A 25,646-nucleotide genomic window follows, 5' to 3' on the forward strand; every position below is an offset into this window, starting at 1 on the left:
CGATGGCCATCAGAGCAGTTCTTTTCGACATGGACGGCACGCTGCTCGACACCGCGCCGGACTTCATCGCCATCTGCCAGGCGATGCGTGCGGATCGTGGTTTGCCGCCGATGAACGACAAGCACATTCGCGACGAGATTTCCGGCGGCGCGAAAGCGATGGTCGCGGTGACGTTTTCGATGGACCCGGAATCGCCGGGCTTCGAGGAGCTGCGTCTGGAATTTCTCGAGCGCTATCTGGTCGGTTGCGCGGTGCACAGCAAACTGTTCGACGGCATGGGCGAACTGCTCGCCGACATCGAGAAGGCCAACCTGGTCTGGGGCGTGGTCACCAACAAGCCGTTGCGCTTTGCCGAGCCGATCATGCAACAACTGGGGCTGGCCGAGCGTTCGGCGCTGCTGATCTGCCCGGATCACGTGAAGAACAGCAAGCCGGATCCGGAACCGTTGATCCTTGCCTGCAAGATGCTTGATCTGGATCCATCGACGGTTCTGTTTGTAGGCGACGATCTGCGTGATATCGAATCGGGACGCGATGCCGGTACGAAAACGGCGGCGGTGACGTTTGGCTACATTCATCCGGATGACAACCCTCGGCATTGGGGGGCGGACGTGGTGGTGGATCATCCGTCGGAGTTGCGCAAGGTGCTCGATAGCGCGCTCTGCAGCTGCTGAAACCTGACGCAGAGCGTCATTGGCTGCATTCCCACGCGGAGCGTGGGAACGATCTGACTCTTAATGAGGTTTTTATGTTTGATTACTCCGCTCGTCCCGAATTGCTCAAGGATCGGGTCATTCTGGTCACCGGTGCCGGTCGCGGCATTGGTGCGGCCGCTGCAAAAACCTACGCAGCGCATGGCGCCACCGTTCTGTTGCTGGGCAAGACCGAAGCCAATCTGACTCAGGTCTACGACGACATCGAAGCCGCCGGCCATCCGCAACCGGCAGTGATTCCGTTCAATCTGGAAACCGCCCTGCCGCATCAATACGATGAGCTGGCGGCGATGATCGAGACCGAGTTCGGCCATCTCGACGGCTTGCTGCACAATGCCTCGATCATTGGCCCGCGCACGCCGATCGAACAGTTGTCCGGGGAAAACTTCATGCGCGTCATGCAGATCAACGTCAATGCGATGTTCATGCTGACCAGCACCTTGCTGCCGCTGCTGAAACTGTCGCAGGACGCCTCCGTGGTGTTCACCTCCAGCAGCGTCGGCCGCAAGGGCCGCGCTTACTGGGGCGCTTATGGCGTGTCGAAGTTTGCCACCGAAGGCCTGATGCAAACCCTCGCCGATGAGGTCGACACCGTCGCACCGGTGCGCTCCAACAGCATCAACCCTGGCGCAACCCGCACCAGCATGCGCGCGCAGGCCTATCCGGGGGAAAACCCGCTGAACAACCCGACGCCGGAGGAAATCATGCCGGTGTACCTGTACTTGATGGGTCCGGACAGCACTGGCATCAATGGCCAGGCGTTCAACGCGCAATAACTGCCATACGTCGCTTTTGTTGCCGCGGCAGATTCCTGTCGCGGCATGCATTTGCCGCTGTCGACCGTCATAATTCAGTCAATTTCCCAGCGCCTCTATCCCCTCTAAATCGACAAACCATTGATTCTTAACGGTTTAAATAAATACGAACCGAATGGCACGACTTTCGCTCTAAATATCCTCAAAGCATGCCGTGTGAAGGCAGTGGGGCAAGGCCTGATTCGATAGCTTACTAATCGTCTTCAAGCAGACTAAACTTACGCCAAACGTCCTACGGGACTGATGGATCAGTATGACGCGCAGCCCATAGCCGCTCTCACCCAGCCTGTAAGACAGACTTACTGCTTAGGGGCTCACGCCATATGAAATCACCCTCCCAGACCAATGCAATTGACTTTGACAGTGCCAAATTGCAACGCCTGGGCTTTGGTCAGCTGCCTCCCCTTCTGGAGCGACCGGCCAGTCTTGCGCAATTGCGCCAGCAAATGAGCCTGCAACTGCAAACCAGTCTTGAGCCGCAACGAATCCTCGGTCTGTTTTTCCGCGAAGTTCAGCGCCTTGTGCCGCTGGATGCCTTGAGCTATGTGCACCAGGGCAGCGACCTGCGCCTGGAGTTCGGCACTCGCGGTCACCATTCGGTCAGCTACAGCCTCAGCCATGAAGGCCAGCACATGGGTGAACTGGTGTTTCGCCGCAATCAGCGTTTCAGCGACAAAGAGCAGGGCAACCTTGAGTCATTGTTGTCGTCCCTGCTGTTTCCGATGCGCAACGCCCTGCTCTACCGTGAAGCCACCCAGAGCGCCCTGCGCGATCCATTGACCGGGGCCGGAAATCGCATCGCCATGGAGCAGACACTGCAACGCGAGATCGAAATGTCGCGTCGGCATCTGCAACCGTTGTCGGTGTTGATGCTCGATATCGATCACTTCAAACGGGTCAACGACAGTCACGGCCACAGCGCCGGTGACGACGTACTGAAAGCGGTGGCGGCATCGATCAAGGGCCAGCTGCGTAACGTCGACATGGTCTTTCGTTATGGTGGCGAAGAGTTTCTGATCCTGCTGTCGAACACCAGCCGGGAAGCGGCGGCGATGGTCGGCGAACGGCTGCGGCATGCCGCGCAGGCCGCAGAGTATTTTGCCGATGGCCAGTTGATCGAGCTGACGGTGAGTTTGGGCTGTTCGACGCTGCTGCCTGGCGAGTCGGCAGAAAGCCTGCTGCGTCGTGCGGACAGTGCGCTGTATGTGGCCAAGCGCGAAGGTCGTAACCGCTTGGCAATGGCGGGCTAGGATTTTCCATACACCACAAAACAACTGTGGGAGCGGGCTTGCTCGCGAAGGCGTTGTGTCAGTCAGCAAATAAGTTGACTGATACAGCGCTTTCGCGAGCAAGCCCGCTCCCACATTTTTTATTGCGTGACTACCGCCCTGCGTTCACGACTGACCAGCAATCGTTCGGACGTTTCCAGTTGCATGCAACGTTCGAGGAACAGGTACATATAGTCGTAGCTCTTGCACACCGCCTGGCGCAGCTCCGTTTGCAGCGCCTTGCTCGGGTTCATCCCCGCCAACGTGCAGATGATTTCCAGCGCTTCCCAGGGATGGGCATCGTCGTACTGCGCATGCATCTTCAACCACTTCATGGCGCGCTTGCGCTCCTCTTCGGGAAACGCTGCGGCATAAACACCTGTGGAACAGACCAGCGCCGACCACTCCCCGGTCGCGCCTTCGATGGCATAGTTGGTGGCAGCAATGGCGACGATCAATGAATCGGCGGAACTGGTGTGCCAGCACCAGTGGCTCAGCGCGTGCAGTTCCGGTGGAACTTGCTGTGCCTGCAAGTCTTCAAGGCTCACGCCGTGCGCCCGACTCCAGTTCAGCCAGTAATCGGCGTGGTTGAGTTCGACGCGGATATTGCGCATCAACCAGCGGCGCGCCATGTCCTCGCCGGGGTGACGGGCAAACTTGGTTTTGGTCAGGTTCTGCGCCATGTACAAGGCAAACTGTTCAACGACCGGCCAGCCGCCGATCAAGTACTGACGCATGGTTTTGGCACTGAGTTTGTTATCACGCATGCGCATGTACAACTCATGTTCGACAACCCGGCGTTTGCTCTCGCTGCAATCCTGGATCAACTGTTGTGCCCAGGCAGGATAACTTGCAGCTTCCATGAGTGGTCCGGTTCGGTTGAATGTGTCGATCACTGTTCGGCTCCTTTTGATTTGTGATTGTAAGGATCGGCAAGAGACTTCAACGGAACGTGCCAGGCGCCTTGAACAACAGCGGCTGCGGTCTGGCGGGCCGTATCTGCAAACTGTCACAGGTAAACAATTGCGGGCGTTCGATAACGTAACCCTGAGCGTAATCCACCCCGATTTCAAGCAATGCCTGCTCGATCTGGGCGGTCTCAACAAACTCGGCAATTGTTTTCTTACCCATGACATGCCCGATGTGATTGATCACTTCGACCATTGCGCGGTTAATCGGGTCGTCCAGCATATCCTTTACGAAACTCCCGTCGATCTTCAGGAAGTCTACAGGCAAATGTTTCAGATAAGCGAATGAAGACATCCCGGCACAAAAATCATCAAGTGAGAAGTAACACCCTAAACCTTTGAGTTCATTAATAAATCTAATTGCACTCCCGAGATTCGAAATCGCACTGGTTTCAGTAATTTCAAAACAAATCATTTCAGGCGGAATGGCATAACTAACAAACTGTTCACGCAGAAAGTGCAAGAACGCGTCATCTCCGATAGTAATGCCTGAAAGATTAATCGCACACATTGCCAAAGGCCCTTCACGCTCTTCGGCAATACACTCCGCTATTAGCTTGAAAACATTCTGCACCACCCAACGATCAAGTTGATTCATCAGGCCATAACGCTCGGCGGCCGGAATAAAGCTGTCCGGGAGAATCATGCGCCCGGCTTCGTCATGCAATCGCAGCAGAATCTCGATGTGCCCGCCGCGCCCCTCCGCCGATCCCAGCGGGGCGATTTCCTGGGCGTACAGACAGAAGCGGTTTTCTTCCAGCGCCATGTGCAGTCGCTGCACCCAAGCCATTTCACCGAAACGCACGGACAGTTCCGAGTCGTCGGCGTGATAGACCTGCACGCGGTTGCGGCCCTTTTCCTTGGCCATGTAGCAAGCCATGTCAGCGGCACGCAATGAAGTTTCAAGGGTCGTCGGGGTCTGGGCGATATGCACCAGGCCGATGCTGACGGTGGTCAAAAACGGCCGACCCTTCCAGACGAAATGCAGATTCTGCACGGTCTGGCGCAAGACTTCGGCGATTTTTTCCGCCGCCTCCGGCGCGCAATTCTCCAGGAGGATGCCGAACTCGTCGCCGCCCAGCCGCGCCAGCGTGTCGCTCTCGCGCAACCCCGATTGCAGCAGTGCGCAGATGTGCCGCAACAGCTCATCGCCCGCCGCATGGCCGCAGGTGTCGTTGACCAGTTTGAACTGATCGAGATCGAGGAACATCAGCGCATGCCGTCCGGGCTGACGCGTGAGGTTGTGCAATGCCTGCTCAAGGCGATATTCGAATTCGCGACGGTTGGCCAGCCCGGTCAGTGCGTCGTGCGTGGCCTGCCAGGACAGATTGGCGATGTACTGCCGCTCCTGAGTCATGTCGTGCAGCACCAGCACCGTGCCGCTGACCTTGCCGGCGTTGCGGATCGGCGCGCCGACCAGCGTCACCGAGACTGTGCTGCCGTCGAGGCGCTGGATCAGCTTGGAATGCTCACTGCCACCACTGAGTTTGCCGCTGAGAATGTGTTCGATCAGCGTCAGGCCCTCAGCCTGGGCGTTATCGTCGAGCAGATTGAACAGCGCCGCCAGCGGCAATCCGGCAGCCTGCTCGGCTTTCCAGTGGGTCATCGCTTCGGCGGCGGGGTTCATGTAATCGATCGCACCGCTGACGTCGGTGGTGATGACGCCGTCGCCAATCGAATGCAGCGTGACGTGTGCGCGATCTTTCTCCAGTTGCAGTGCCTGGGCAAAGGCATGGCGCTGCTTGAGCAATTTATGCGTACGCAGCAACGCCAGCACAATCAGGCCCAGCGCCGTGGCCAGATTGGTGAACAAGAGCAAACGCAGGATCATCCGCGAGCCTTCGCCCAACGCATCGCTAAAAGCTTTCGCTGCCGGCGTGACGCCGTCATTGATGGCGAAAATCCGCGCCTTCCAGCGCTGGATGTCGGCCGGTGTCGCACTGTTCTCGCTGATGCTCTGGTGCATTTCGCTGGCGACATTGTCCAGTTCGACCAGATACGCATCGCCCAGCGTCCAGCGATCAATGGCGGTTTCCAGATAGCTGAAATGACGAAAATTGAGGTACAGCCAGATCAGGCTCGAAACGTCATCCGGGTGATTGCCGCCCTTGAGGATGCCATCGCGCGCAGCCTGTAAATCCGGTGGCTGATGATCCAGCGCCAGGCGCAACTGATGCCCGCCCTGCGGCACGGCAATCGCATTCTGATACTTGAGGTAAATCGCTTCGTCGCGACTGTCTGCATACAGATTGAGGTAATAGATGGCGTCTTTCTGGCCCTTGGACCACAGGCTCTCGCCAGCGACATAACCGCGAACGGCCGACAGGACGTAAAGACTTACGCCCCCCAATAACGCCTGAAATAGCACAACGGCAATAAATGGCCAGACGATGCCTAACAACCGTGGCGTTCCGAGAGTCCTTTTTTGCTTCATGAGGTCCTTTGCGCACGCACTGCCATCATCAAAGAGGAGACCGCTAACCTAGCCTAGGGGGCGATCCCCCTTCCGGCAAGCAGGACACTTCAACTCGCGATACATATGTACCGCACCGAGAGCACAGGAAACTTCAACACTGACGGCTTCCGATCACTTCCGAGCCGCTCTCCATGAACTTACCGGTAACCCCGCAGCAACGCCACACCGCTCAACAGGCCGAATACCGCGCAATGATCGCGGCAATGCGGGCGGTGCACAGCGCAGCCACCTCGCTGGAGCAATTTTACCTGTCGCCGCAAGCCAATTCTCGCCTCGGCACGGCACACGATCATGCCCAGAGCCTTTTTCTTGCGCTGTTCGAGGACACCGGCGACCCACTGCTGACACGACAACTGCAAGCATCGAAGGGATTGCTCACCTACGTCAGCGCCGCGGCCGATCATTGCCGCTTCACCAGCTCCCGGGGCGATGCCGATGATGCGGTGTACACCATCAAGAATGTGACCAACACGACTGGCAAGATTCGTCAGTTCCAGCGCGCGTTGCTGAGTATAGGTGGACACCTGCGTTCCGACAGGCTGCTGCCATTGGCGCAGCTTGCGAGTTTTTCCGGCTTTACGCTACCCGCCGAAAAAGATGCCTCGGGCTTGGCCCGGCTGATCGACGAGGTCGAGGAAAAACGTGCCGACCATCGATTGAACCTGCCAAACAGCCCGCAGCTGACAGCATTGATGAGCGACGACGACATCGCGGCGACTCACCAATTGATCGGGACGTTTCTCACCGGTAAAGAGCTATCGCTGATCAACTACCTGGCCAGAGAAGTCACGCCGCCCTACACGCTCAAGCAACTGCAAACCCAGCCTGCAACCTGTCTGGAACGCCTGCTCGACTCGCCATTGGCCCGAGACCTTGGCCAGCGTCTGCTGCAAACACTGGGTTGGTACGGCGCCCTCCCCGATGAGCAGACGATTCCCGACATCGCTGCGCATCTGTTACTGGCAGCGTTGCGCCTGTGGTACGACGTCCCCCGTCAGGGTCATTCGATGCAGGTTGCCGGGTATGTACTGGAACCACGTAGCCACTACGGGAAAAGCTACGCAGACATTCGCGAGGACTTTGTCCAGCATCTGGAAGAATCGCAACGAGCCTCGACACAGGCTGAAAAGGCTTTATTGGGGTGGGTGTGCCTGGCGCAGTTTCCCTTAGATTTTCAGGTTCGCGGCATTCCCGATGATCTGCGATACGGGGCTTCCGCGGTCTGGGTCAATTTCATGCACGGCGTGCAACTAGCGCATGTTCTCGATCCTGAATCGTTGCGACAACTGACCTTTCAACAGTTGATCGACCTGCCGCTGAAAAAAAGCGCAACCGCCAGCGCCGAGCTGATGGCCGTGATTACCATGACCCGAGTTGCGGCTGCACAGACCTGGGCCATGGCAACCGGCGCACTGCCAGCGGCTGAGACTGACGACGATCAACCCTTCGCGCACATCGCCCTGCAGGCGCTGGAGGATCATAAAGCGCAACTGAACGACGCGATTCTGTGTCTGGATATCGAACCGCCGCAACGGCTGCCTCTGGCAACAAAGGAGCTGGAACGAGCGATTGACTCACAGATTTACAAGCACACAAAGACCAACCTCAAGCGCCATCACCATCAACCGCACAGCCGCCGCCAACGCAGCATCATTGATACCCCGGACGTGGCGCTGCCTGTGTGGCCGCTATTGGAGGTTTATGCATCCGGCGGCCTGAAGCCCGACACTCGATGGTATGTCAGCGATAACGGCAAGACCTCCATTCAATGGATCAGCCTGACGGCAGACCGAACGCTGAAAAGCGGCTATCTCGACAACAGAAACCCGAGCGGGATGCTTTCCCGCTTCCCGGAAAATTGCACCTTGCCCGATATCAAATCGTTGTTCGACAAGCAATTCAACGATTACCTGAGCAAACTCCAAAATGCTTATGGGTACCTGATCAAAACACAACTGGTCACGCTGCCATGGTCAGACCGACAAGCGCTGGAGCATGGCGAAGTGAGGGCTTACTGTCTCAGGGATCAGGCCCACAACATCGCTGGTCGTTCAGAAGCGCCCGAAACCATGCAACTGCAGCGGGCGCGCATGGGCTTTATTCTGCGCGCGACCTATCAGGATTCGGAGCATTTTTACGAATGCCTGCCGCGCGCCGGTGTAATACGCAAACGCGGGGATGTGTCCGTCTCGCATCTCGACGGACTGCTTTCACGAAGGCCTCCGCCAAAAGACGGAAAAATCCAGGACGAAGGCCTCGCCAGGGTTCACCTGCACCGCCCGCCATTCGATCTGGACGCACATAAAAAGGGTTCGGTACCCAAACGTGGCGCTTTTTGCCTCGCCGTTCTCGAGCCGCTAGGCGACGTGCTTGCCGCTTCTGCAATTCCTCCGGCACACCACAATATCTCGGCGAACCTGACTTTGACCTCGGCGAGAACCGCGCAGATCAGCTCGCTCATCGCTACTGAACATTTCTATGCCGATGAAAAGGCGTTGTACAGCGAAGCATGGGGAGAAACCCGCTTCGAGCGAGAGGGCAACAACGAACACTGGATCCATGCACTGAAGGGGTTCATTCCGTTCTGGGGCAGCCTCGAAGACCTGCAGTCGAACGATCCCGGCAAACGTGCGCTGGGCATCTTCGGATTAATCCTCGATATCGTGTCGTTTGCGATTCCGCTGGGCAAATTCGTGGCTGGCAGCATCCGCCTCGCCGCCGTGGCCGGCAAAATGGCCATACGCGTCGCCCTGCCAAGCATGGCGCAATTGTCAAAAACGCTATTGCTGTCCAGCCTGAAAAACCTCAATCCCCTGGATGCCGCGCCTGCCCTGCTCAGACTCGGTGGCAGGGGATTGGCCAAAACCTTGCGGGCCGTGGTTTATCTGGAAAAAAAGGCGTTAGCGCGGTTTAAACGCCTGGCCGGCACGAGCGATAAATATGACCTGTTGCACAGTCTTCCCCAGGCACTCGACGTCGGTCGCTGGAAACCCTTGAGCCACTCCGACCAATTGGCCGCGGTCAAAGGCATCGATGACGTTCCGGTGCGCAACGTTGCCATCAGCGAATCCCGTTATCACGTACTGGACCCGCTGTCGGAGCGTCCATTTGGCCCACCGCTGACGCCCCAGGATCACGATTTGGCTTTGGGGCACTCCAGCTACGCTGGCGTGGACAAAACGGGCAATCAGATCACCATCAAGCTACCCGAAAAAACCCGTGTGCAGCACTTGCCTGAAGCTGACGGACACCACACGGTGCTGATCGACGACGCGCCGTATCGGCTCGACGGCGAAGAACTGCGGCGGGTTGATCTGATCGATGACAGCCGAAACTGGACGTTACTACCCTGCCGGCCACGACGGGCACCGGGGCGCCAGGACGACTGCCGCGTCAGCTACACCACCGGCGAACCGGCACCGACACCACCCCTTGGCGAGGTGGTAAAAGACAAAGGCTACGCCCCATGGTTTGGCGACAGGATCTCGGAGCCGGCCGCGTTGGCCAGGCAAAATGGTACTTTTCTGGCGATCGACGCGAAGCTGTACCGAATCCTCGATAACCGCCCGACGCTGTTCAGAGGTGATCTCGCCCGCCTTGGATTCAAAAATGGCCGGCTGATACCCAGACAGCAGATCCAGGCAACATTGCAGTTTCGCAAAGGGATTTTCGCCCGTGTAAAGACTGGCGGGAGTTATGACGGGATCAATGACACGCATCAGGTCGGAGCGATTCTGGTCCCTGCCATCGACGATTCGGCTGCTTACGTTTTCCTGCGGATCAACAGTCATGAGTATTATCTGGCAAGCATTCGCAAAGGGGAAAAAACGAACGACCTGTTGACACTCAATCGCCTGGCGCCCGCCGACATGGTCGAGGGTTCGCTGGGCGCGGAACTGCTGACTGTTTATACCGGTTCGCTGCATGCCAACAACGTCGTGCGCATCCATGGTCTCGAAGCGGTACAGCGCGCCATGCGCACCATGGAAGAAATCGCCATTCCCATTGGTACCAGCGCCCTTCCGGCGAACAATATGAAATGGCTGAAAGTCGACACCAGTCCGGGCGAAGCTTTGATGTTCGATCACTCCACCCGAATGATCGTCACCCGACTGCCCGAGGGCGCCGCGACGTGGGCACGCAGTAAGGAAGCGCCGGAAGCGTTTCGATTAAAAACCGCAGAAATATTCGATACGCTGTTTCTGTCACCAACCATCAACCCGGCCAACAGCAACGCGGCACTGCGCATAGATGGCTCCATGCAGAAGTTGCAGAACCTGCTGCCCGTACGCGAGCGCCCGCTCAATGCACGCAACATAGCGTTCGCCGAGGTCACCACCACCGGCGGCCAACGGGAAATTTACGTCAGCGTCTCCGGCGCGCAGGGCAGCACCCAGCGCCTGCCGCTGTTTCGGCACATGGGCAGCGAACATGTGCGAATCGGAGAGACCACCTACATCAATATCGACTACAACTCCGCCTTCCCGCGCACGTCCCTTGAGGTGACGGAACAAGGCCAACTGCTGGCGGTGCCGCTGACCATCAAAGAGCTGAAAACCTACCAACCGACACAGACCAGCCGCCCCACTTCACTGGACAGTGAAAGCAAGTTGATCAGCGTGATTCGCGAAAAATACCCGGACCCGAAGGAAATCCGCGCAGTCGACGTCGCAACGACCATGCGCCCGTGCGAATCGTGTTCAGTGGTGATGAAGCAGTTTGGTCATGACGGCGTGGATACTGCGCTGCAGGTACTCTGGGGTTGATCAGATGCGCTGCAGATGCCCGTAAAGTTTGGCGTACAGGCCGCCATCGGCAATCAGTTGCTGATGGTCGCCATCCTCGGCAACCTGGCCGCCATCGAACACCAGCACTCGGTCCGCCTGCTTCACCGCTGACAATCGGTGAGCAATGATCAACGTGGTGCGGCCGTTGAGAAAGCGTGCCATGGCCTGATGCAGGTTGTACTCGGTGGCAGCGTCGAGCGCTGAGGTGGCTTCGTCGAGGATCACTACTTTCGGCTCGGCGAGGATCATTCGCGCAATCGCCAGGCGTTGCCGTTGACCACCGGAAAGGCGCACACCGGAGCGGCCGACAATGCTGTCGAGCCCCTGCGGCAAGCCACGGATGGTCGCCTCCATCTGGGCGATTTCCAACGCCTGCCAGCAGGCTTCGTCGCTGCGGGTGCGGCCCATGGTCAGGTTGGCACGCACGGTGTCATTGAACAGCGCCGGATGCTGCAGCACCACGGCGACGTTTTCCCTGACCAGTTCCAGGCCGATTTCCTGCTGGGTCGAACCACCGAAGCGGATAGTCCCGGACACCGGCGTATACAGCCCCAACAGCAACTGCACCAGTGTACTTTTGCCGCCGCCACTGGCGCCGACAATCGCGACTTTCTCGCCGGGCGCGATGGACAGGTTCATCTGGTCCAGCACCAGTTCATCGCCGTAGCCAAAACTCAGGCCTTGCACCTCGATGCCGACGGTCTCACGGCCCTTGAATGGATCGACGCCGCCGGGATATTGCGGCTCGTCGGCGCGCGCCAGCAGTTCGTTGATCCGCGTCAGCGCACCGCCGGCCGCGTAATAGGCATATTGCAGATTGAGCAGTTGTTCGACCGGACCGATCATGAACCACAGGTAACTGAACACCGCGAGCATCTGCCCGATCGACAGATCGGAAAACAACACCGTGAGCATCGCTGCCGCGCGAAAGATGTCGATGCCGAACTGGAACAGCAAGCCACTGGCGCGATTGGAGGCGTCGGTTTTCCACTGCGAATTGACCGCGTAGTTGCGCACTTCCTGCGCACGCAGACCGAGGCGTCCAAGAAAGTAACCCTGCCGGTTGCCGGCGCGCACTTCCTGGATCGCATCGAGGGTTTCGCTCAACGCCTGAGTGAAGCGCGAAGTGCTGTCGTTCTCGAGTTTCTTCAGGTGTTTGACGCGCTTGCCCAGTTGCACCGTGGCGTAGATCACCAACGGGTTGAACAGCAGAATCAGCAGCGCCAGTTTCCAGTGCATCCACATCAGGATGCTCGCGGTGCCAACCAGCGTCAGCATCGCCACCAGAAAACGGCTGAGGGTTTCGCCGACAAACTTGTCGAGGGTGTCCAGATCGGTGACCAGGTGTGTGGTCACTGTACCGCTGCCAAGGCTTTCGTATTCGCCGAGGGAAATCCGTTTCAACCGGTCGATCAGGCGCACGCGGATGCGATAGACAATGTCCTTGGCCAAGCGTGCAAACAGCCGCGCCTGCAACACGCCAAAACACAGGGCGCTGCAACGCAGAGTCAGCGTGACCACCAGCATCAGGCCGATATAGCCCGCCGCTTGCTGCCACATGCCCGGCAGCACGTGGTTCATGACTTTCAGTGCCGCGTCGCCATGACCGAGCAGGACTTCGTCGACCAGCAACGGCAACAGCAACGGAATCGGCACGCTGCACAGCGTCGCCAGTACGGCGACGCCGTTGGCAATCCACAGGGATTTTTTGTGATGCAGTGCCAGACGCCGGACTTCTGCCCAGCTCAGCCGGTCGACACGCTTTACGGCTGGCGTGTCATCGGCCGGATCATGCACAGGCAGCGCGCTCCAGCCAGCGGCCGAGCAACGGCGACAGCTCGCTGAGCGGTTGATAGCCGTTGGTCAGCAACGCCAGTTGGCCGTTGCGCTCGGCGAGCAGGGTCGGGAATCCGGCGATGCCCAGATCCTGCACCCAGCTGAAATCGGCCTGAGTCGCCTTGTGTTGATCGGCATGATCGAACAATGCGGCAAATTCGATACGCGGTACGCCGGCCTGCTCTGCCAGTTCCACCAGCACACTGGCCTGGGTCACGTCGCGACCTTCAGCGTAAAACGCCTGCTGGATCAGGCCAACCAGTGTCCACGCGCAATCCGGCGCGAGGCTGCGCGCGGTGACGATCGCGCGGCAGGCAGGCTCAGTGTCGTAGACAAAACCCTCGGGCAACGCGCCCTCAAGCTTGAACGGCTGGCCGGTGGCTTCGGTGACCGCTTGCCAGTGTTCAAGAATGTAGCGCCGCGTGGTCGGCTCCAGCGCAGCACCGCTGCCGGTGCGCAACCCGCCGACTACCAGATGCAACTCGACCCCGGCTGCCTGCGCCTGCTCGACCAATGCCTTGGCCACCGGAGCGAACCCCCAGCACCATGAACACATCGGGTCCATCACATAGAGCAGGCGTGCAGACATGGTTAAGCCTCGGTGGATGCTTGCTTATAGTTGTAGCCGATCGGGTGCGGCATGTTGCGCGCCTTGGCCAGTTCGATCTGCTTCTGCCGATCGATGGCGCTGCGGCGGGTCTTCTCGCTCAGCTTGTCCCAGCAATGCGGGCAACTGATTCCGGCCACATAGTGCTCGGATGCACGATCTTCAACACTGACCGGTGTGCGACAGGCATGACATTGATCGTAGTCGCCTTCGCTGAGGTCGTGACGCACGGTCACGCGGTTGTCGAACACAAAGCAGTCGCCCTGCCACTTGGTCTCTTCCTGCGGCACCTCTTCGAGGTACTTCAGAATGCCGCCCTTGAGGTGGTAGACCTCTTCATAACCTTCGCCGAGCATGTAGCTCGATGCCTTTTCGCAGCGGATCCCACCGGTGCAGAACATCGCGACCTTCTTGTGCACGGCCGGGTTGAAGTGTTCTTTGATGTAGTCGGGAAATTCGCGAAAACTGGTGGTTTTCGGATCGATGGCGCCTTCGAAGGTGCCGATCGACACTTCGTAATCGTTGCGCGTATCGATCAACAGCACTTCGGGGTCGCTGATCAACGCGTTCCAGTCTTGCGGATCAACGTAGGTACCGACCTTTTTGTTCGGGTCGACGCCGTCGACACCGAGGGTGACGATCTCTTTCTTCAGCTTGACCTTGGTGCGATAGAACGGCTGCTCGTCGCAGTACGACTCTTTGTGATCGATATCGATCATGCGTGGATCGTTCTTGAGCCAGGCGAGCAGGCCGTCGATGCCTTCGCGAGTGCCGGACACCGTGCCATTGATGCCTTCTTCGGCGATCAGCAGGGTGCCTTTGATCTGGTTGTCGACCATCGCTTGCAGCAGTGGCTCGCGCAGGTTGACGTAATCTTCGAGGGTGACGAACTTATACAGTGCCGCCACGACAATCGGTTGTGTCATGGGTATTTCTCCAGGTGGCTACCCTCGCAAAGGGTGAACCGGATTCAAAAAAAAACGCGCCGCTTGAGCGGCGCGTTGCGGATTCTAGCAAAAACATCACCAACAGCGGCAGTCTCCTGTAGGAGCTGCCGCAGGCTGCGATCTTTTGATCTTAATTTTTGCTACCGCCGGCACAGGTCGGCGACGCCGGAGCGGCGCCGGTCTCTGCCCATTCCTGCGGCGTGTAGGTGTGCAGCGCCAACGCATGGAACTCGCCCATCAGCTCGCCAAGCGTGCCGTAGACTTTCTGGTGGCGCTTGACCCGATTGAGGCCGTCGAACTGCGCGCTGACCACCACAGCCTTGAAGTGGGTCTGTAACCCGCGACTGTGCATGTGGCTTTCATCCAGCACTTGCAGATGCTCAGGCTGCAGCAGGCCCAGCGTCGATTCGATGCGTTGTTGCATGGTCATCACGAACTCCGCTTACTTCTTCTTGGCCGGTGCAGCGCCTTTCGGTGCCAGCTCGTTGGTCATGTCGTCGAGCAGCTTGTTGACGACAGGCACGGCGCTTTCCAGTTTGGCCTGGGTCATCTGGGCCGATTGCTGAGTCAGCTGCGGCATTTTTTCGAGGACTTTCTTGCCCAGTGGCGACTGGTAGAACGCGACCAGGTCTTTCAGCTCGGATTCGCTGAAGTTGCTGGTGTAGAGCTTGACCATGTCCGGCTTCAGCTTGTTCCAGCCAATGGCCTGGTCCAGCGCGGCGTTGGCCTTGGCCTGGTAGGTTTCCAGTACGGCTTTCTTGGCTTCCGGGGCTTTGGTCTGCTCAAAACGCTGAGCGAACATTTGCTGCACTTGCATGTACACCGGAGTGCCCAGCTTGTCAGCGTGCGCCAGGGTCAGAAAAGCTTCAGCACTGGCGTTGTGGCTGGCGGTATCGGCAAGCACCTGGCCGCTGGCGCAAACCAGTGCAACCGCGGTGCAGATGGCACGAAGACGAGTCATCGAGTTTCCTTTTCAGCTAGGCGAGGTAAAACCCCAAGGGCGACCATTCTGCGCCTAAAAAACGCCACGGCTCAACCCCCCGAGCCTTGCGGCGCTTGATTGGCCGGGTTTTACCGGTCAACAATCGGTTCGATGGAACCACCTGGGCCGATGCCGGCCTAAACTGCGCAAACAGACCAACAGGAGTGTGCACGATGAGCCGTATCGAAACCGACAGCCTGGGCCAGATCGAAGTCCCGGACGACGCCTACTGGGGTGCTCAGACGCAACGCTCGCTGATCAACTTCGCCATCGGTCAGGAACGCATGCCGCTGCCGGTGCTACATGCCCTGGCCCTGATCAAGAAAGCCGCCGCCCGGGTTAATGACCGCAATGGCGACCTGCCTGCCGACATCGCCCGCCTGATCGAGCAGGCCGCCGACGAAGTGCTCGACGGCCAGCACGACGACCAGTTCCCGCTGGTGGTCTGGCAGACCGGCAGCGGCACCCAGAGCAACATGAACGTCAACGAAGTGATCGCTGGTCGCGCCAACGAACTGGCCGGCAATCCGCGCGGCGGCAAAACGCCGGTGCACCCCAACGATCACGTCAATCGCTCGCAAAGCTCCAACGATTGCTTCCCGACCGCGATGAGCATCGCTACCGCGCAAGCCGTGCAGGAACAACTGCTCCCAGCGATTGCCGAGTTGTCCGGCGGCCTCGCGGAACTGGCCGCACGGCACATGAAACTGGTGAAAACCGGGCGCACGCACATGATGGACGCGACGCCGATCACCTTTGGCCAGGAGTTGTCGGGTTTCATAGCGCAACTCGATTATGCCGAACGGGCGATCCGCGCGGCGCTGCCGGCGGTGTGTGAACTGGCGCAGGGCGGCACCGCCGTCGGTACCGGGCTGAATTCGCCGCACGGTTTTGGCGAAGCGATCGCCGCCGAGCTGGCCGCGTTGTCCGGCCTGCCGTTCGTCACCGCACCGAACAAATTCGCCGCCCTCGCCGGCCACGAACCGCTGACCAGCCTCTCCGGCGCGCTGAAAACCCTCGCCGTGGCGCTGATGAAAATCGCCAACGACCTGCGTCTGCTCGGCTCCGGCCCACGCGCAGGTTTTGCCGAAGTGCGCCTGCCGGCCAACGAGCCGGGCAGCTCGATCATGCCGGGCAAGGTCAACCCGACCCAGTGCGAAGCGTTGTCGATGCTGGCCTGTCAGGTACTGGGCAACGACGTGACGATCGGCATTGCTGCCAGTCAGGGTCACTTGCAACTGAACGTGTTCAAACCGGTGATCATCCACAACCTGCTGCAATCGATCCGCCTGCTCGGCGACGGCTGCAGCAACTTCCAGCAGCATTGCATTGCCGGGCTTGAGCCGGATGCGGAAGTCATGGCGCGACATCTGGAACGCGGGCTGATGCTGGTGACGGCGCTGAATCCGCACATCGGTTATGACAAGTCGGCAGAGATCGCGAAGAAGGCTTACAGCGAGGGGCTGACGTTGCGCGAAGCGGCGCTGCAATTGGGCTATCTGACCGATGAAGAGTTTGATGCGTGGGTGCGGCCGGAGAACATGATTGAGGCTGGGGCCAAGGGCTGAGGTTTGTAGCGACTGAAAGTCAGTCTTCGCGAGCAAGCCCGCTCCCACAGTTGAATGCAATCCCATGAGAGGGATGCGTTCGAATGTGGGAGCGGGCTTGCTCGCGAAGAACGATGACGCGGTCTAACTGGCTGCCATCTTCATTCGCCGTGCTTTCAATCCGGCAATCAACGAAGGCCCCAACGCCACCAGCGCCGACCCCAACACCACCAGCACCGCCCCGCCATACCCAAGCCCATTGATCTGCTCGGCATGCACATATTCGGGCCAGATCCCCGCCGCAATCGCCACCGCGCCAAACGTCACCAACGGCGTGATCGCCAATGTCGCACTGACCCGCGAAGCTTCCCAATGCGCCAGCGCCTCGGCAAATGCGCCATAGGCAATCAGCGTGTTCATGCAGCACGCCAGCAGCAACCAACCCTGCAGCGGATTGAGATCGAGGGCTTCCAGCGGATGCACCCACGGTGTCAGCAACAGCGCACAGAACAGGTAGATCACCATCATCACCTGCAGCGAATTCCACACCGTGAGCAATTGCTTCTGGCCCAGCGCATAGAAAGTCCACACCGTCGACGCCAACAACACCAGCAAAACACCAGCGGTGTAATCCGACAATGAGGTCAGCAGCTCCGCCAGCCGCTGATTGAAGAACAGCACAAAACCGATCAGCAGCACCGCCAGACCGATCCCCTGACCGATGCTGAAACGCTCCTTGAACACGAACAGGCTGGCGATCAGCAACATGATCGGCCCCATCTGCACCACCAATTGCGCGGTGCCGGGGCTGAGCAGATTGAGGCCCATCAGGTACAGCACGTAATTGCCCACCAGCCCGAGCACCGCCATCAGCACCAGCCAGCCACCCTTCGGCCCGAGCACTTGACGACTCGGCAGGCGTTTGACCGCGGCCAGATAAATAAACAGGCAACTGCCGGAGACCATCAAGCGAAACCAGGTCACTGTGACCGGGTCCATCACCAGTAACACCTGTTTGAGTTTGATCGGCAGGATGCCCCACAGAAAAGCGGTCAGCAGCGCCAGGAACAAGCCGTAGACCCAGCGCCCGGATGAAATGTGCATGCGAACCCCACTGCTGACGAGTGCGCTCATTCTAGGCCCGCCATCGTATGCGACACAGGGACAGTTGAGGCCAGGACGCGAATGAAACTGTGCAGGTCGCAGCAGTAAATTGACGCGCTGCCGTTGATCGGCTCACCGCGCGCGGCAAGTGCTTCAGGCATAAGCTGATTGGATCCGTTTCAATACCCGGCCAAGGAGACCGATCATGTTAGCAATGCGCGCCCACGACAGCGCCCCCGCCACGCACTTTCGCAGCGACCGCCTGTGCCGGGTCAATGGCGAACTGTTTTTCAGCACTCGGGAAAATACCCTAGAGGGGCCGTTTGACAGTCCCGAGCAGGCTGAGCAGGAAATCCGGGCTTACATTGCGCGGATGCAGGTACAGGATTCCATCCGCTAGACCTTGGCGCTGCCTTCGCGAGCAAGCCCGCTCCCACATTCGATCGCATTCCGCGCATGGAATCGCAGTCTACTGTGGGAGCGGGCTTGCTCGCGAAGAAGCCCGCACATGCAGCGCAGATTCAGGGCTTTAACGCACCGCCTCAAACAACCCGGTCGCCCCCATCCCGCCGCCCACACACATGGTGACGATGCCGTAACGCAAATTGCGCCGCTGCAACTCGCGCACCAGATGCCCGACCTGCCGCGACCCGGTCATGCCAAACGGGTGACCAATCGAAATCGAGCCGCCGTTGACGTTGTATTTGTCGTTTTCAATCTCCAGCCGATCACGGCTGTACAGGCACTGCGAAGCAAACGCCTCGTTCAATTCCCACAGATCGATATCCGCCACCTGCAAGCCCTTGGCCTTGAGCAGTTTCGGCACCGAGAACACCGGGCCGATGCCCATCTCGTCCGGCTCGCATCCGGCGACGGTGAAACCACGGAAAAACGCTTTTGGCTTGAGGCCCAGTTGCAGGGCTTTCTCCAGGCTCATCACCAGCGTCATCGACGCCCCGTCAGACAGTTGCGAGGAGTTACCCGCCGTCACCGAACCGTCTTCGGCAAACACCGGTTTCAACCCGGCGAGGCTTTCGTAGGTGGTGTCCGGGCGGTTGCAGTCGTCGCGATCAACCACGCCATCGAGAATCTGCACTTCACCGCTGTTCTTGTCCTCGACCCGGTATTTCACCGCCATCGGCACGATTTCATCGTTGAACAGGCCGGCGGCCTGCGCCTGCGCGGTACGGATCTGGCTCTGCAGGGAGTAACGATCCAGCGCTTCACGGCTGACGCCATAACGCCGCGCGACCACTTCGGCCGTCTGGCCCATCGTGTAATAGATGCCCGGCGACTGCTGTTTGAGCAGCGGGTTGATCAGGTGATCGGTGTTGACGCTTTTCATCGTCAGGCTGATCGACTCGACGCCGCCGGCAACGATGATGTCGCTGCACCCCGAGGCAATCTGGTTGGCGGCAATCGCAATCGCCTGCAAACCCGAGGAGCAGAAACGGTTGAGGGTCATGCCGGCGGTGCCGGTGCCCAAGCGCGACAGCACCGCGACATTGCGGCCGATGTTGTAGCCCTGCGCGCCCTCGTTGGAGCCAGCGCCAACGATACAATCCTCGACGCTGGTCGGGTCGATGTCGTTGCGCTCAAGCAGCGCGTTGACGCAATGAGCCGCCATGTCATCGGGGCGGGTCTGGTTGAACTTGCCGCGAAAGGATTTGGCCAGGCCAGTCCGCACGCTGTCGACGATCACCACTTCACGCATGGCATACCTCATTGTTGTAGTCGGTTGAGAGTGAACCTGAGCATAAGTCCGCCCGATTACCGACCGCGACAATCATTCACCCCGCGTATGCATGTCCATCGACTCAGTCCTTGTGTTTCTTCGCATGCTTGTCGGATTTTTCGAAGGCGTCTTCGAGCGCGCGATTGATCGTGCGCAACACCTTCACCCGCGCCCAGCGCTTGTCATTGGCCTCGACCAGCGTCCACGGCGAGATTTCACTGCTGGTGCGATCGACCATGTCGCCGACGGCGGCGCGATAGGCGTCCCACTTGTCGCGGTTGCGCCAGTCGTCCTCGGTGATCTTGAAGCGCTTGAAGGGGATTTCCTCACGCGCCTGGAAGCGCTCCATTTGCGTGTCCTTGTCGATGGCCAGCCAGAACTTGACGACGATCACACCGGCATCGGCCAGCTGCTCTTCGAAGTCATTGATCTCGCTGTAGGCGCGCAGCCAGTCGGCCGGCGTACAAAAACCCTCGATCCGCTCGACCAGCACCCGGCCGTACCACGAGCGATCAAACACGGTGAATTTGCCGCGCGCCGGAATATGCCGCCAGAAACGCCACAAGTACGGTTGCGCCCGCTCCTCTTCGGTCGGCGCGGCAATCGGCACGATGTTGTACTGACGCGGGTCCAGCGCTGCCGCGACCCGACGAATCGCTCCGCCCTTGCCAGCCGCATCGTTGCCTTCGAACACCGCGACCAGCGCGTGGCGGCGCATGCGCTTGTCGCGCATCAGCCCGGACAGCCGCGCCTGCTCGGTGATCAGTTGTTCTTCGTAGTCTTTCTTGTCGAGGCGCCGGGTCAGGTCGAGGCTGTCGAGCAGGTTCAACTGATCGACCGGCGTGCCCAACGGCGCGGCGCTGACATCGTGAGGATGAATGTCCGGGCGCTTCAGCGCATTCTGCAAACCTTCGAGCAGAATCCTGCCGACCGCGAGGCTGCGATAGTGCGCGTCGACACCTTCGATGATGTGCCATGGCGCGTAATCGCGGCTGGTACGACGCAATACGCGCTCGCCATATTTGACGAACTTGTCGTAGGTTGCCGATTGCTGCCAGTCGAGCGGACTGATGCGCCAGCTGTGCAGCGGATCGTCGGCCAGTGCCTTGAGCCGCGCTTTCATCTGTTTTTTCGACAGGTGAAACCAGAACTTGAAGATCAGCGCGCCTTCATCGCACAACATCTTTTCCAGACGTTCGGCTCCGGCAATCGCCTGATCCAGACGCGGATCCTTGAACAGCCCATGCACCCGCCCCTGAAGCATCTGGCTGTACCAGTTGCCGAAGAAAATGCCCATCCGCCCCTTCGCCGGGAGCATCCGCCAATAGCGCCACGCCGGTGGCCGCGCAAGTTCCTCGTCGGTCTGCTGATCGAAGGTGCGCACCTCGATCAGGCGCGGGTCCATCCACTCGTTGAGCAACTTGACCGTCTCGCCCTTGCCCGCACCTTCGATGCCATTGATCAGGATGATCACCGGGAAGCGTTTCTGTTGCTGCAATTCGAACTGGGCTTCGAGCAAGGCTTCGCGCAATGCCGGGACGGCCGCCTCATAGGTGTCTTTGTCGATGGCGTGACCGATTTCAGCGGATTCAAACATGGGACGGCTCCTTCCAGGGTTCAGCAAGACTAGCGGATTGGGCACAGCAGCGGCGCAGAAATCCCCACGAATTCAGAGCCGCATAGAAACCTTGTGGTGAGGGGATTTATCCCCGTTGGGTTGCGAAGCAGCCCCAAAACCATTCAACCCGGTTACTCCAGTTAAACCGTGTGTGCAGGTTTGACGACTGCTGCGCAGCCGAGCGGGGATAAATCCCCTCGCCACAGGGGATCGCGTTGCTGCAAAAGTCGGTGATCTTGCTTGATACCATCGAACGGCCACTTGCTATGGATCAAGCAGCCCTCGCCCAATCGGCTAGAATGGCCGCCTTGTCGTTGCCGAGCCAGCCATGAAACCCGTATTGCCCCACGCCCAACTCGATTGGGATGACCAGGGACGCCCGCGTTCGCGAGTGTTCGATGACGTGTATTTTTCCGACAAGTCAGGTCTGGATGAAACCCGTTACGTGTTCCTCGAACAGAATCGCCTGGCCGAGCGTTTTGCTGGGTTGCCGGCGAGCGGCCGGCTGGTCATCGGCGAAACCGGCTTCGGCACTGGGCTGAATTTTCTCTGCGCCTGGCAGTTGTTCGAACAACACGCGGTGAGCGGTGCGCGGCTGCATTTCGTCAGCGTCGAAAAGTACCCGTTGAGCCCGGCCGATCTGCAACGGGCACTGGCACTGTGGCCGGAACTCAAGCCGCTGGCCGATCAGTTGCTCAAGCATTATGTGGCGATCCATCAGGGTTTTCAGCGCATCACATTGGCCAACGGTCGCGTCACGCTGACCCTGCTGATCGGCGATGCGCTGGAACAACTGCCGCAGCTCGACGCCCAGATCGACGCATGGTTTCTCGACGGCTTCGCCCCGGCAAAAAACCCGGACATGTGGACCGCCGAGCTGTTCGTCGAACTGGCGCGACTGGCGGCACCGGGTTCGACCATCAGCACCTTCACCAGCACTGGCTGGGTGCGACGCTTGCTGAATGCCGCCGGGTTCAAAATGAAGCGCACGCCGGGCATCGGCCACAAATGGGAAATCCTCCGTGGCGAGTTTCTTGGCTGGCCGCCGCAAGTCGCGCCGCCCGCTCCTGAAAAGCCGTGGTTCGCCCGCCCGGCCCCACTGACCGCTGAGCGTCGGGCGCTGGTGATCGGCGCCGGTCTGGCCGGTTGCGCCACGGCATCGAGCCTCGCCGCGCGCGGTTGGCAGGTGAGTTTGCTTGAACGTCACGCGGACGTGGCGCAAGAGGCTTCGGGCAATCCGCAAGGCGTGCTCTACCTGAAGTTGTCTGCGCACGGCACGGCGTTGTCGCAGTTGATCGTCAGCGGTTTCGGCTACACCCGCCGTCTGCTGGAAAGCCTGCAACGCGGCACCGACTGGGACGATTGCGGCGTGCTGCAACTGGCGTTCAATGCAAAGGAAGCCGAGCGTCATGCGCAATTGGCAGCCGCGTTCCCGGAAGATTTGCTGCAATGGCTTGAGCAACCCGAGGCGCAAAAACGCGCCGGGATCGGTCTGGCCCACGGCGGTTTGTATTATCCCGAAGGCGGCTGGGTGCATCCGCCCGCGTTGTGTCACGCACAAGCGGCGCAGGCGAATATCGAACTGCTCAGCCATCGCGAAGCGCTGGAACTGCGCAAGGTCGGTGAGCAATGGCAAGCATTCGACGGCGAGCGCTTGCTCGCCAGCGCACCGGTGGTGGTGTTGGCCGGCGCTGCCGAGATCAAGCGTTTTACGCAAAGCGCCGAGCTGCCGCTCAAACGCATTCGCGGGCAGATCACCCGCCTCGCCGAAACTCCGCAAAGTCAGGCGTTGACCACGGTGGTCTGCGCCGAAGGCTACGTCGCCCCTGCACGTTTGGGTGAACACACCCTCGGCGCCAGTTTCGATTTCAACAGCGACGACCTGACCCCGACCACCGCGGAACACGTCGGCAATCTGGCGATGCTCGAAGAGATCTCCAGCGACCTCGTTGCGCGCCTGCGCATCAGCGAACAACCTGTCGAAGACCTTCAGGGTCGCGCAGCCTTCCGTTGCACCAGCCCGGATTACCTGCCGATCGTTGGCCCGCTCGCCGACTGCGAGGCGTTCCTCGATGCGTACGCGGTGCTGAGCAAAGACGCCCGCCAGGTTCCGGACATTGCCTGCCCATGGCTTGATGGTCTGTACGTCAACAGCGGCCACGGTTCGCGCGGCCTGATCACTGCGCCGCTGTCGGCGGAACTGCTCGCCGCCTGGCTAGAAAATGAACCGCTGCCGCTACCGCGAAGTGTCGCCGAAGCCTGCCATCCAAACCGCTTTGCCTTGCGCCGACTGATTCGCGGCAAGTGAGCCTGAACCGGGGCACCGCAACGCTGCCCCGTCGGTCTGACTCTGTCACTTATAACTTATCGTTCTAAAACTCCCACAACCGCACCGGGTCAGTTTCTGAGTACCGGCCATGTCGGCCGCTAAAGAAACACCCTCCCCAACGGAAAAACCGGTAAGGATTTTATGTGCGGATTAGCTGGCGAGTTACGTTTTGATCAACAACCTGCAGACCTTGCAGCCATCGAGCGAATCACCCATCACCTGGCGCCTCGCGGCCCCGACGCGTGGGGCTTTCATGCCCAAGGGCCGATTGCCCTGGGCCATCGTCGCCTGAAAATCATGGACCTGTCGGACGGCTCGGCGCAGCCGATGATCGACAGCCAATTGGGCTTGTCGCTGGCCTTCAACGGCGCGATCTACAACTTCCCGGAATTGCGCGCCGAACTCGAAGCGCTGGGTTATGCCTTTTATTCCGGTGGCGACACCGAAGTGTTGCTCAAGGGCTACCACGCCTGGGGCGAAGCGCTGCTGCCGAAACTCAACGGCATGTTTGCGTTTGCCATTTGGGAGCGCGATGCCAAGCGTCTGTTTATCGCCCGCGACCGTCTCGGCGTAAAGCCGCTGTACCTGTCGCGCACCGGTCAGCGTTTGCGCTTCGCCTCCGCCCTGCCGGCGCTGCTCAAGGGTGGCGACATCAACCCGATCCTCGATCCGGTGGCGCTCAATCACTACTTGAATTTCCACGCCGTGGTACCGGCGCCGCGCACCCTGCTGGCGGGCATTGAAAAGCTGCCGCCAGCCACCTGGATGCGCGTTGAAGCCGACGGCACAACCGAGCAGAAAACCTGGTGGACGCTGCCCTACGGCCCACACGATGACGAGAAAAATCTGACGCTGGAAGACTGGGTCGATCGCGTCCTCGACAGCACTCGCGAGGCGGTGGCGATTCGTCAACGCGCGGCAGTCGATGTTGGCGTGCTGCTGTCCGGCGGTGTCGATTCGAGCATGCTCGTCGGCCTGTTGCGCGAAGTCGGCGTCGAGAACCTCTCGACCTTCTCCATCGGTTTTCAGGATGCCGGCGGCGAGCGCGGCGACGAGTTCCAGTATTCCGATCTGATCGCCAAGCATTACGGCACGCAGCATCACCAACTGCGCATCGACGAGAAAGAAATCATCGAGCAACTGCCCGCCGCGTTCCGTGCGATGAGCGAGCCGATGGTCAGCCACGACTGCATCGCCTTCTATTTGCTGTCGCGCGAAGTGGCCAAGCACTGCAAGGTGGTGCAGAGCGGCCAAGGCGCCGACGAGTTGTTTGCCGGCTATCACTGGTATCCGCAAGTGGACGGCGCCGCCGATCCTTACGCGGCTTATCGCAACGCGTTTTTCGATCGCAGCTACGACGACTACGCCGCCACCGTACAACCGAAGTGGCTGACCGCGAATGACGCGGCCGGCGACTTCGTCAAAGAACATTTCGCCATGCCCGGCGCCGATGCGGCAGTGGACAAAGCCCTGCGTCTGGACAGCACGGTGATGTTGGTCGACGACCCGGTCAAACGCGTCGACAACATGACCATGGCCTGGGGCCTGGAAGCGCGCACGCCGTTTCTCGACTATCGACTGGTTGAACTGTCGGCCCGTGTGCCGGGTAAATTCAAGCTGCCCGATGGCGGTAAACAAGTCTTGAAAGAAGCCGCGCGTCGTGTGATTCCGAGCGAAGTGATCGACCGCAAGAAAGGCTATTTCCCGGTGCCCGGCCTCAAGCATTTGCAAGGCGACACGCTGAACTGGGTGCGCGAGCTGCTGCTCGATCCGAGTCAGGATCGCGGCCTGTTCAACCCGGCCATGCTCGACAAACTGCTGACTGATCCGCAAGGCCAACTGACGCCGTTGCGCGGTTCGAAACTGTGGCAACTGGCGGCCCTGAACCTGTGGCTCAGTGAACAAGGAATCTGA

Annotated in this window: 18 protein-coding genes; 8 read left to right on the forward strand and 10 right to left on the reverse strand. The window is 59.7% G+C overall.

Annotation, left to right across the window (positions count from 1 at the left end; genetic code table 11):
• The first annotated feature begins 2 nt into the window (after positions 1-2).
• The 3 genes from mupP to C2E19_RS21345 all read left to right on the forward strand — a co-directional run bounded on the left by mupP (position 3) and on the right by C2E19_RS21345 (position 2,778).
• Positions 3-674: an N-acetylmuramic acid 6-phosphate phosphatase MupP gene (mupP, locus tag C2E19_RS21335; protein ID WP_103305668.1), complete on the forward strand. Its 672-nt coding sequence runs from the start codon at positions 3-5 to the stop codon at positions 672-674.
• A gap of 74 nt (positions 675-748) precedes the next feature.
• Positions 749-1,489: a YciK family oxidoreductase gene (locus C2E19_RS21340; RefSeq protein ID WP_129394965.1), complete on the forward strand. Its 741-nt coding sequence runs from the start codon at positions 749-751 to the stop codon at positions 1,487-1,489.
• Between the two features lie 362 nt (positions 1,490-1,851).
• Positions 1,852-2,778, forward strand: coding sequence for a GGDEF domain-containing protein (locus tag C2E19_RS21345; protein ID WP_129394966.1), 927 nt, complete (start codon positions 1,852-1,854; stop codon positions 2,776-2,778).
• Between the two features lie 119 nt (positions 2,779-2,897).
• Here C2E19_RS21345 and C2E19_RS21355 read toward each other — a convergent pair whose 3' ends face one another.
• Positions 2,898-3,659, reverse strand: a complete 762-nt coding sequence (locus C2E19_RS21355) for a TenA family transcriptional regulator (RefSeq protein ID WP_372238452.1) — start codon at positions 3,657-3,659, stop codon at positions 2,898-2,900.
• A gap of 79 nt (positions 3,660-3,738) precedes the next feature.
• Positions 3,739-6,198: an EAL domain-containing protein gene (locus tag C2E19_RS21360; protein ID WP_129394968.1), complete on the reverse strand. Its 2,460-nt coding sequence runs from the start codon at positions 6,196-6,198 to the stop codon at positions 3,739-3,741.
• A 173-nt stretch (positions 6,199-6,371) separates the two neighbouring features.
• On the opposite strand from C2E19_RS21360, the gene C2E19_RS21365 reads away from it, so the two are divergent.
• Complete coding sequence (locus C2E19_RS21365; protein ID WP_129394969.1) at positions 6,372-11,006, forward strand: deaminase domain-containing protein; 4,635 nt, start codon at positions 6,372-6,374, stop codon at positions 11,004-11,006.
• Here C2E19_RS21365 and C2E19_RS21370 read toward each other — a convergent pair whose 3' ends face one another.
• The 5 genes from C2E19_RS21370 to C2E19_RS21390 form a co-directional block, all read right to left on the reverse strand.
• Positions 11,007-12,824, reverse strand: a complete 1,818-nt coding sequence (locus C2E19_RS21370; RefSeq protein ID WP_129394970.1) for an ABC transporter ATP-binding protein — start codon at positions 12,822-12,824, stop codon at positions 11,007-11,009.
• Entirely contained in the window at positions 12,817-13,419 is a 603-nt protein-coding gene (locus C2E19_RS21375; RefSeq protein ID WP_174823976.1) for a DsbA family protein, read from the reverse strand. The genes C2E19_RS21370 and C2E19_RS21375 overlap by 8 nt, the downstream gene beginning before the upstream one ends.
• A 35-nt stretch (positions 13,420-13,454) precedes the next feature.
• Complete coding sequence (locus C2E19_RS21380) at positions 13,455-14,396, reverse strand: rhodanese-related sulfurtransferase (RefSeq protein ID WP_129394972.1); 942 nt, start codon at positions 14,394-14,396, stop codon at positions 13,455-13,457.
• A 151-nt stretch (positions 14,397-14,547) separates the two neighbouring features.
• Positions 14,548-14,847, reverse strand: a complete 300-nt coding sequence (locus C2E19_RS21385; protein ID WP_129394973.1) for a BolA family transcriptional regulator — start codon at positions 14,845-14,847, stop codon at positions 14,548-14,550.
• 12 nt (positions 14,848-14,859) lie between these two features.
• On the reverse strand, positions 14,860-15,378 hold the full coding sequence (locus C2E19_RS21390; protein ID WP_102354097.1) for a DUF2059 domain-containing protein: 519 nt from the start codon (positions 15,376-15,378) through the stop codon (positions 14,860-14,862).
• A 194-nt stretch (positions 15,379-15,572) separates the two neighbouring features.
• On the opposite strand from C2E19_RS21390, the gene C2E19_RS21395 reads away from it, so the two are divergent.
• Positions 15,573-16,967, forward strand: coding sequence for a class II fumarate hydratase (locus tag C2E19_RS21395; protein WP_129394974.1), 1,395 nt, complete (start codon positions 15,573-15,575; stop codon positions 16,965-16,967).
• Positions 16,968-17,090: 123 nt separating this feature from the next.
• On the opposite strand, the gene C2E19_RS21400 is transcribed toward C2E19_RS21395, so the two are convergent.
• Positions 17,091-18,050 carry a DMT family transporter gene (locus tag C2E19_RS21400; RefSeq protein ID WP_129396161.1) on the reverse strand — a complete coding sequence of 320 codons (960 nt, stop codon included), beginning with the start codon at positions 18,048-18,050 and terminating at the stop codon, positions 17,091-17,093.
• A gap of 205 nt (positions 18,051-18,255) precedes the next feature.
• Between C2E19_RS21400 and C2E19_RS21405 the strand changes: the two genes are divergently transcribed.
• Positions 18,256-18,450, forward strand: coding sequence for a DUF6316 family protein (locus tag C2E19_RS21405; protein WP_129394975.1), 195 nt, complete (start codon positions 18,256-18,258; stop codon positions 18,448-18,450).
• 129 nt (positions 18,451-18,579) lie between these two features.
• On the opposite strand, the gene C2E19_RS21410 is transcribed toward C2E19_RS21405, so the two are convergent.
• Together C2E19_RS21410 and pap are read right to left on the reverse strand one after the other, a co-directional pair.
• Positions 18,580-19,764 (reverse strand): thiolase family protein, encoded by a 1,185-nt coding sequence (locus C2E19_RS21410; protein WP_129394976.1) that lies wholly within the window; start codon positions 19,762-19,764, stop codon positions 18,580-18,582.
• A gap of 103 nt (positions 19,765-19,867) precedes the next feature.
• Positions 19,868-21,382 carry a polyphosphate:AMP phosphotransferase gene (gene pap / locus C2E19_RS21415; protein WP_129394977.1) on the reverse strand — a complete coding sequence of 505 codons (1,515 nt, stop codon included), beginning with the start codon at positions 21,380-21,382 and terminating at the stop codon, positions 19,868-19,870.
• A 349-nt stretch (positions 21,383-21,731) separates the two neighbouring features.
• Between pap and mnmC the strand changes: the two genes are divergently transcribed.
• Together mnmC and C2E19_RS21425 are read left to right on the forward strand one after the other, a co-directional pair.
• Positions 21,732-23,711, forward strand: a complete 1,980-nt coding sequence (mnmC, locus tag C2E19_RS21420; protein ID WP_129394978.1) for a bifunctional tRNA (5-methylaminomethyl-2-thiouridine)(34)-methyltransferase MnmD/FAD-dependent 5-carboxymethylaminomethyl-2-thiouridine(34) oxidoreductase MnmC — start codon at positions 21,732-21,734, stop codon at positions 23,709-23,711.
• A gap of 162 nt (positions 23,712-23,873) precedes the next feature.
• Positions 23,874-25,646, forward strand: coding sequence for an N-acetylglutaminylglutamine amidotransferase (locus tag C2E19_RS21425; RefSeq protein ID WP_129394979.1), 1,773 nt, complete (start codon positions 23,874-23,876; stop codon positions 25,644-25,646).

The organism is Pseudomonas sp. DTU12.3 (genome assembly GCF_004124275.1).
In the GTDB taxonomy this organism is placed as follows: domain Bacteria; phylum Pseudomonadota; class Gammaproteobacteria; order Pseudomonadales; family Pseudomonadaceae; genus Aquipseudomonas; species Aquipseudomonas helmanticensis.

Excerpts from the sequence above, each read along its gene's own strand:
- mupP (WP_103305668.1), top strand. The coding sequence starts at position 3 with ATGGCCATCAGAGCAGTTCTTTTCGACATGGACGGCACGCTGCTCGAC.
- C2E19_RS21340 (WP_129394965.1), top strand. The coding sequence starts at position 749 with ATGTTTGATTACTCCGCTCGTCCCGAATTGCTCAAGGATCGGGTCATT.
- C2E19_RS21345 (WP_129394966.1), top strand. The coding sequence starts at position 1,852 with ATGAAATCACCCTCCCAGACCAATGCAATTGACTTTGACAGTGCCAAA.
- C2E19_RS21355 (WP_372238452.1), bottom strand. The coding sequence starts at position 3,659 with ATGGAAGCTGCAAGTTATCCTGCCTGGGCACAACAGTTGATCCAGGAT.
- C2E19_RS21360 (WP_129394968.1), bottom strand. The coding sequence starts at position 6,198 with ATGAAGCAAAAAAGGACTCTCGGAACGCCACGGTTGTTAGGCATCGTC.
- C2E19_RS21365 (WP_129394969.1), top strand. The coding sequence starts at position 6,372 with ATGAACTTACCGGTAACCCCGCAGCAACGCCACACCGCTCAACAGGCC.
- C2E19_RS21375 (WP_174823976.1), bottom strand. The coding sequence starts at position 13,419 with ATGTGTTCATGGTGCTGGGGGTTCGCTCCGGTGGCCAAGGCATTGGTC.
- C2E19_RS21380 (WP_129394972.1), bottom strand. The coding sequence starts at position 14,396 with ATGACACAACCGATTGTCGTGGCGGCACTGTATAAGTTCGTCACCCTC.
- C2E19_RS21385 (WP_129394973.1), bottom strand. The coding sequence starts at position 14,847 with ATGACCATGCAACAACGCATCGAATCGACGCTGGGCCTGCTGCAGCCT.
- C2E19_RS21390 (WP_102354097.1), bottom strand. The coding sequence starts at position 15,378 with ATGACTCGTCTTCGTGCCATCTGCACCGCGGTTGCACTGGTTTGCGCC.
- C2E19_RS21395 (WP_129394974.1), top strand. The coding sequence starts at position 15,573 with ATGAGCCGTATCGAAACCGACAGCCTGGGCCAGATCGAAGTCCCGGAC.
- C2E19_RS21400 (WP_129396161.1), bottom strand. The coding sequence starts at position 18,050 with ATGCACATTTCATCCGGGCGCTGGGTCTACGGCTTGTTCCTGGCGCTG.
- C2E19_RS21405 (WP_129394975.1), top strand. The coding sequence starts at position 18,256 with ATGTTAGCAATGCGCGCCCACGACAGCGCCCCCGCCACGCACTTTCGC.
- C2E19_RS21410 (WP_129394976.1), bottom strand. The coding sequence starts at position 19,764 with ATGCGTGAAGTGGTGATCGTCGACAGCGTGCGGACTGGCCTGGCCAAA.
- pap (WP_129394977.1), bottom strand. The coding sequence starts at position 21,382 with ATGTTTGAATCCGCTGAAATCGGTCACGCCATCGACAAAGACACCTAT.
- mnmC (WP_129394978.1), top strand. The coding sequence starts at position 21,732 with ATGAAACCCGTATTGCCCCACGCCCAACTCGATTGGGATGACCAGGGA.
- C2E19_RS21425 (WP_129394979.1), top strand. The coding sequence starts at position 23,874 with ATGTGCGGATTAGCTGGCGAGTTACGTTTTGATCAACAACCTGCAGAC.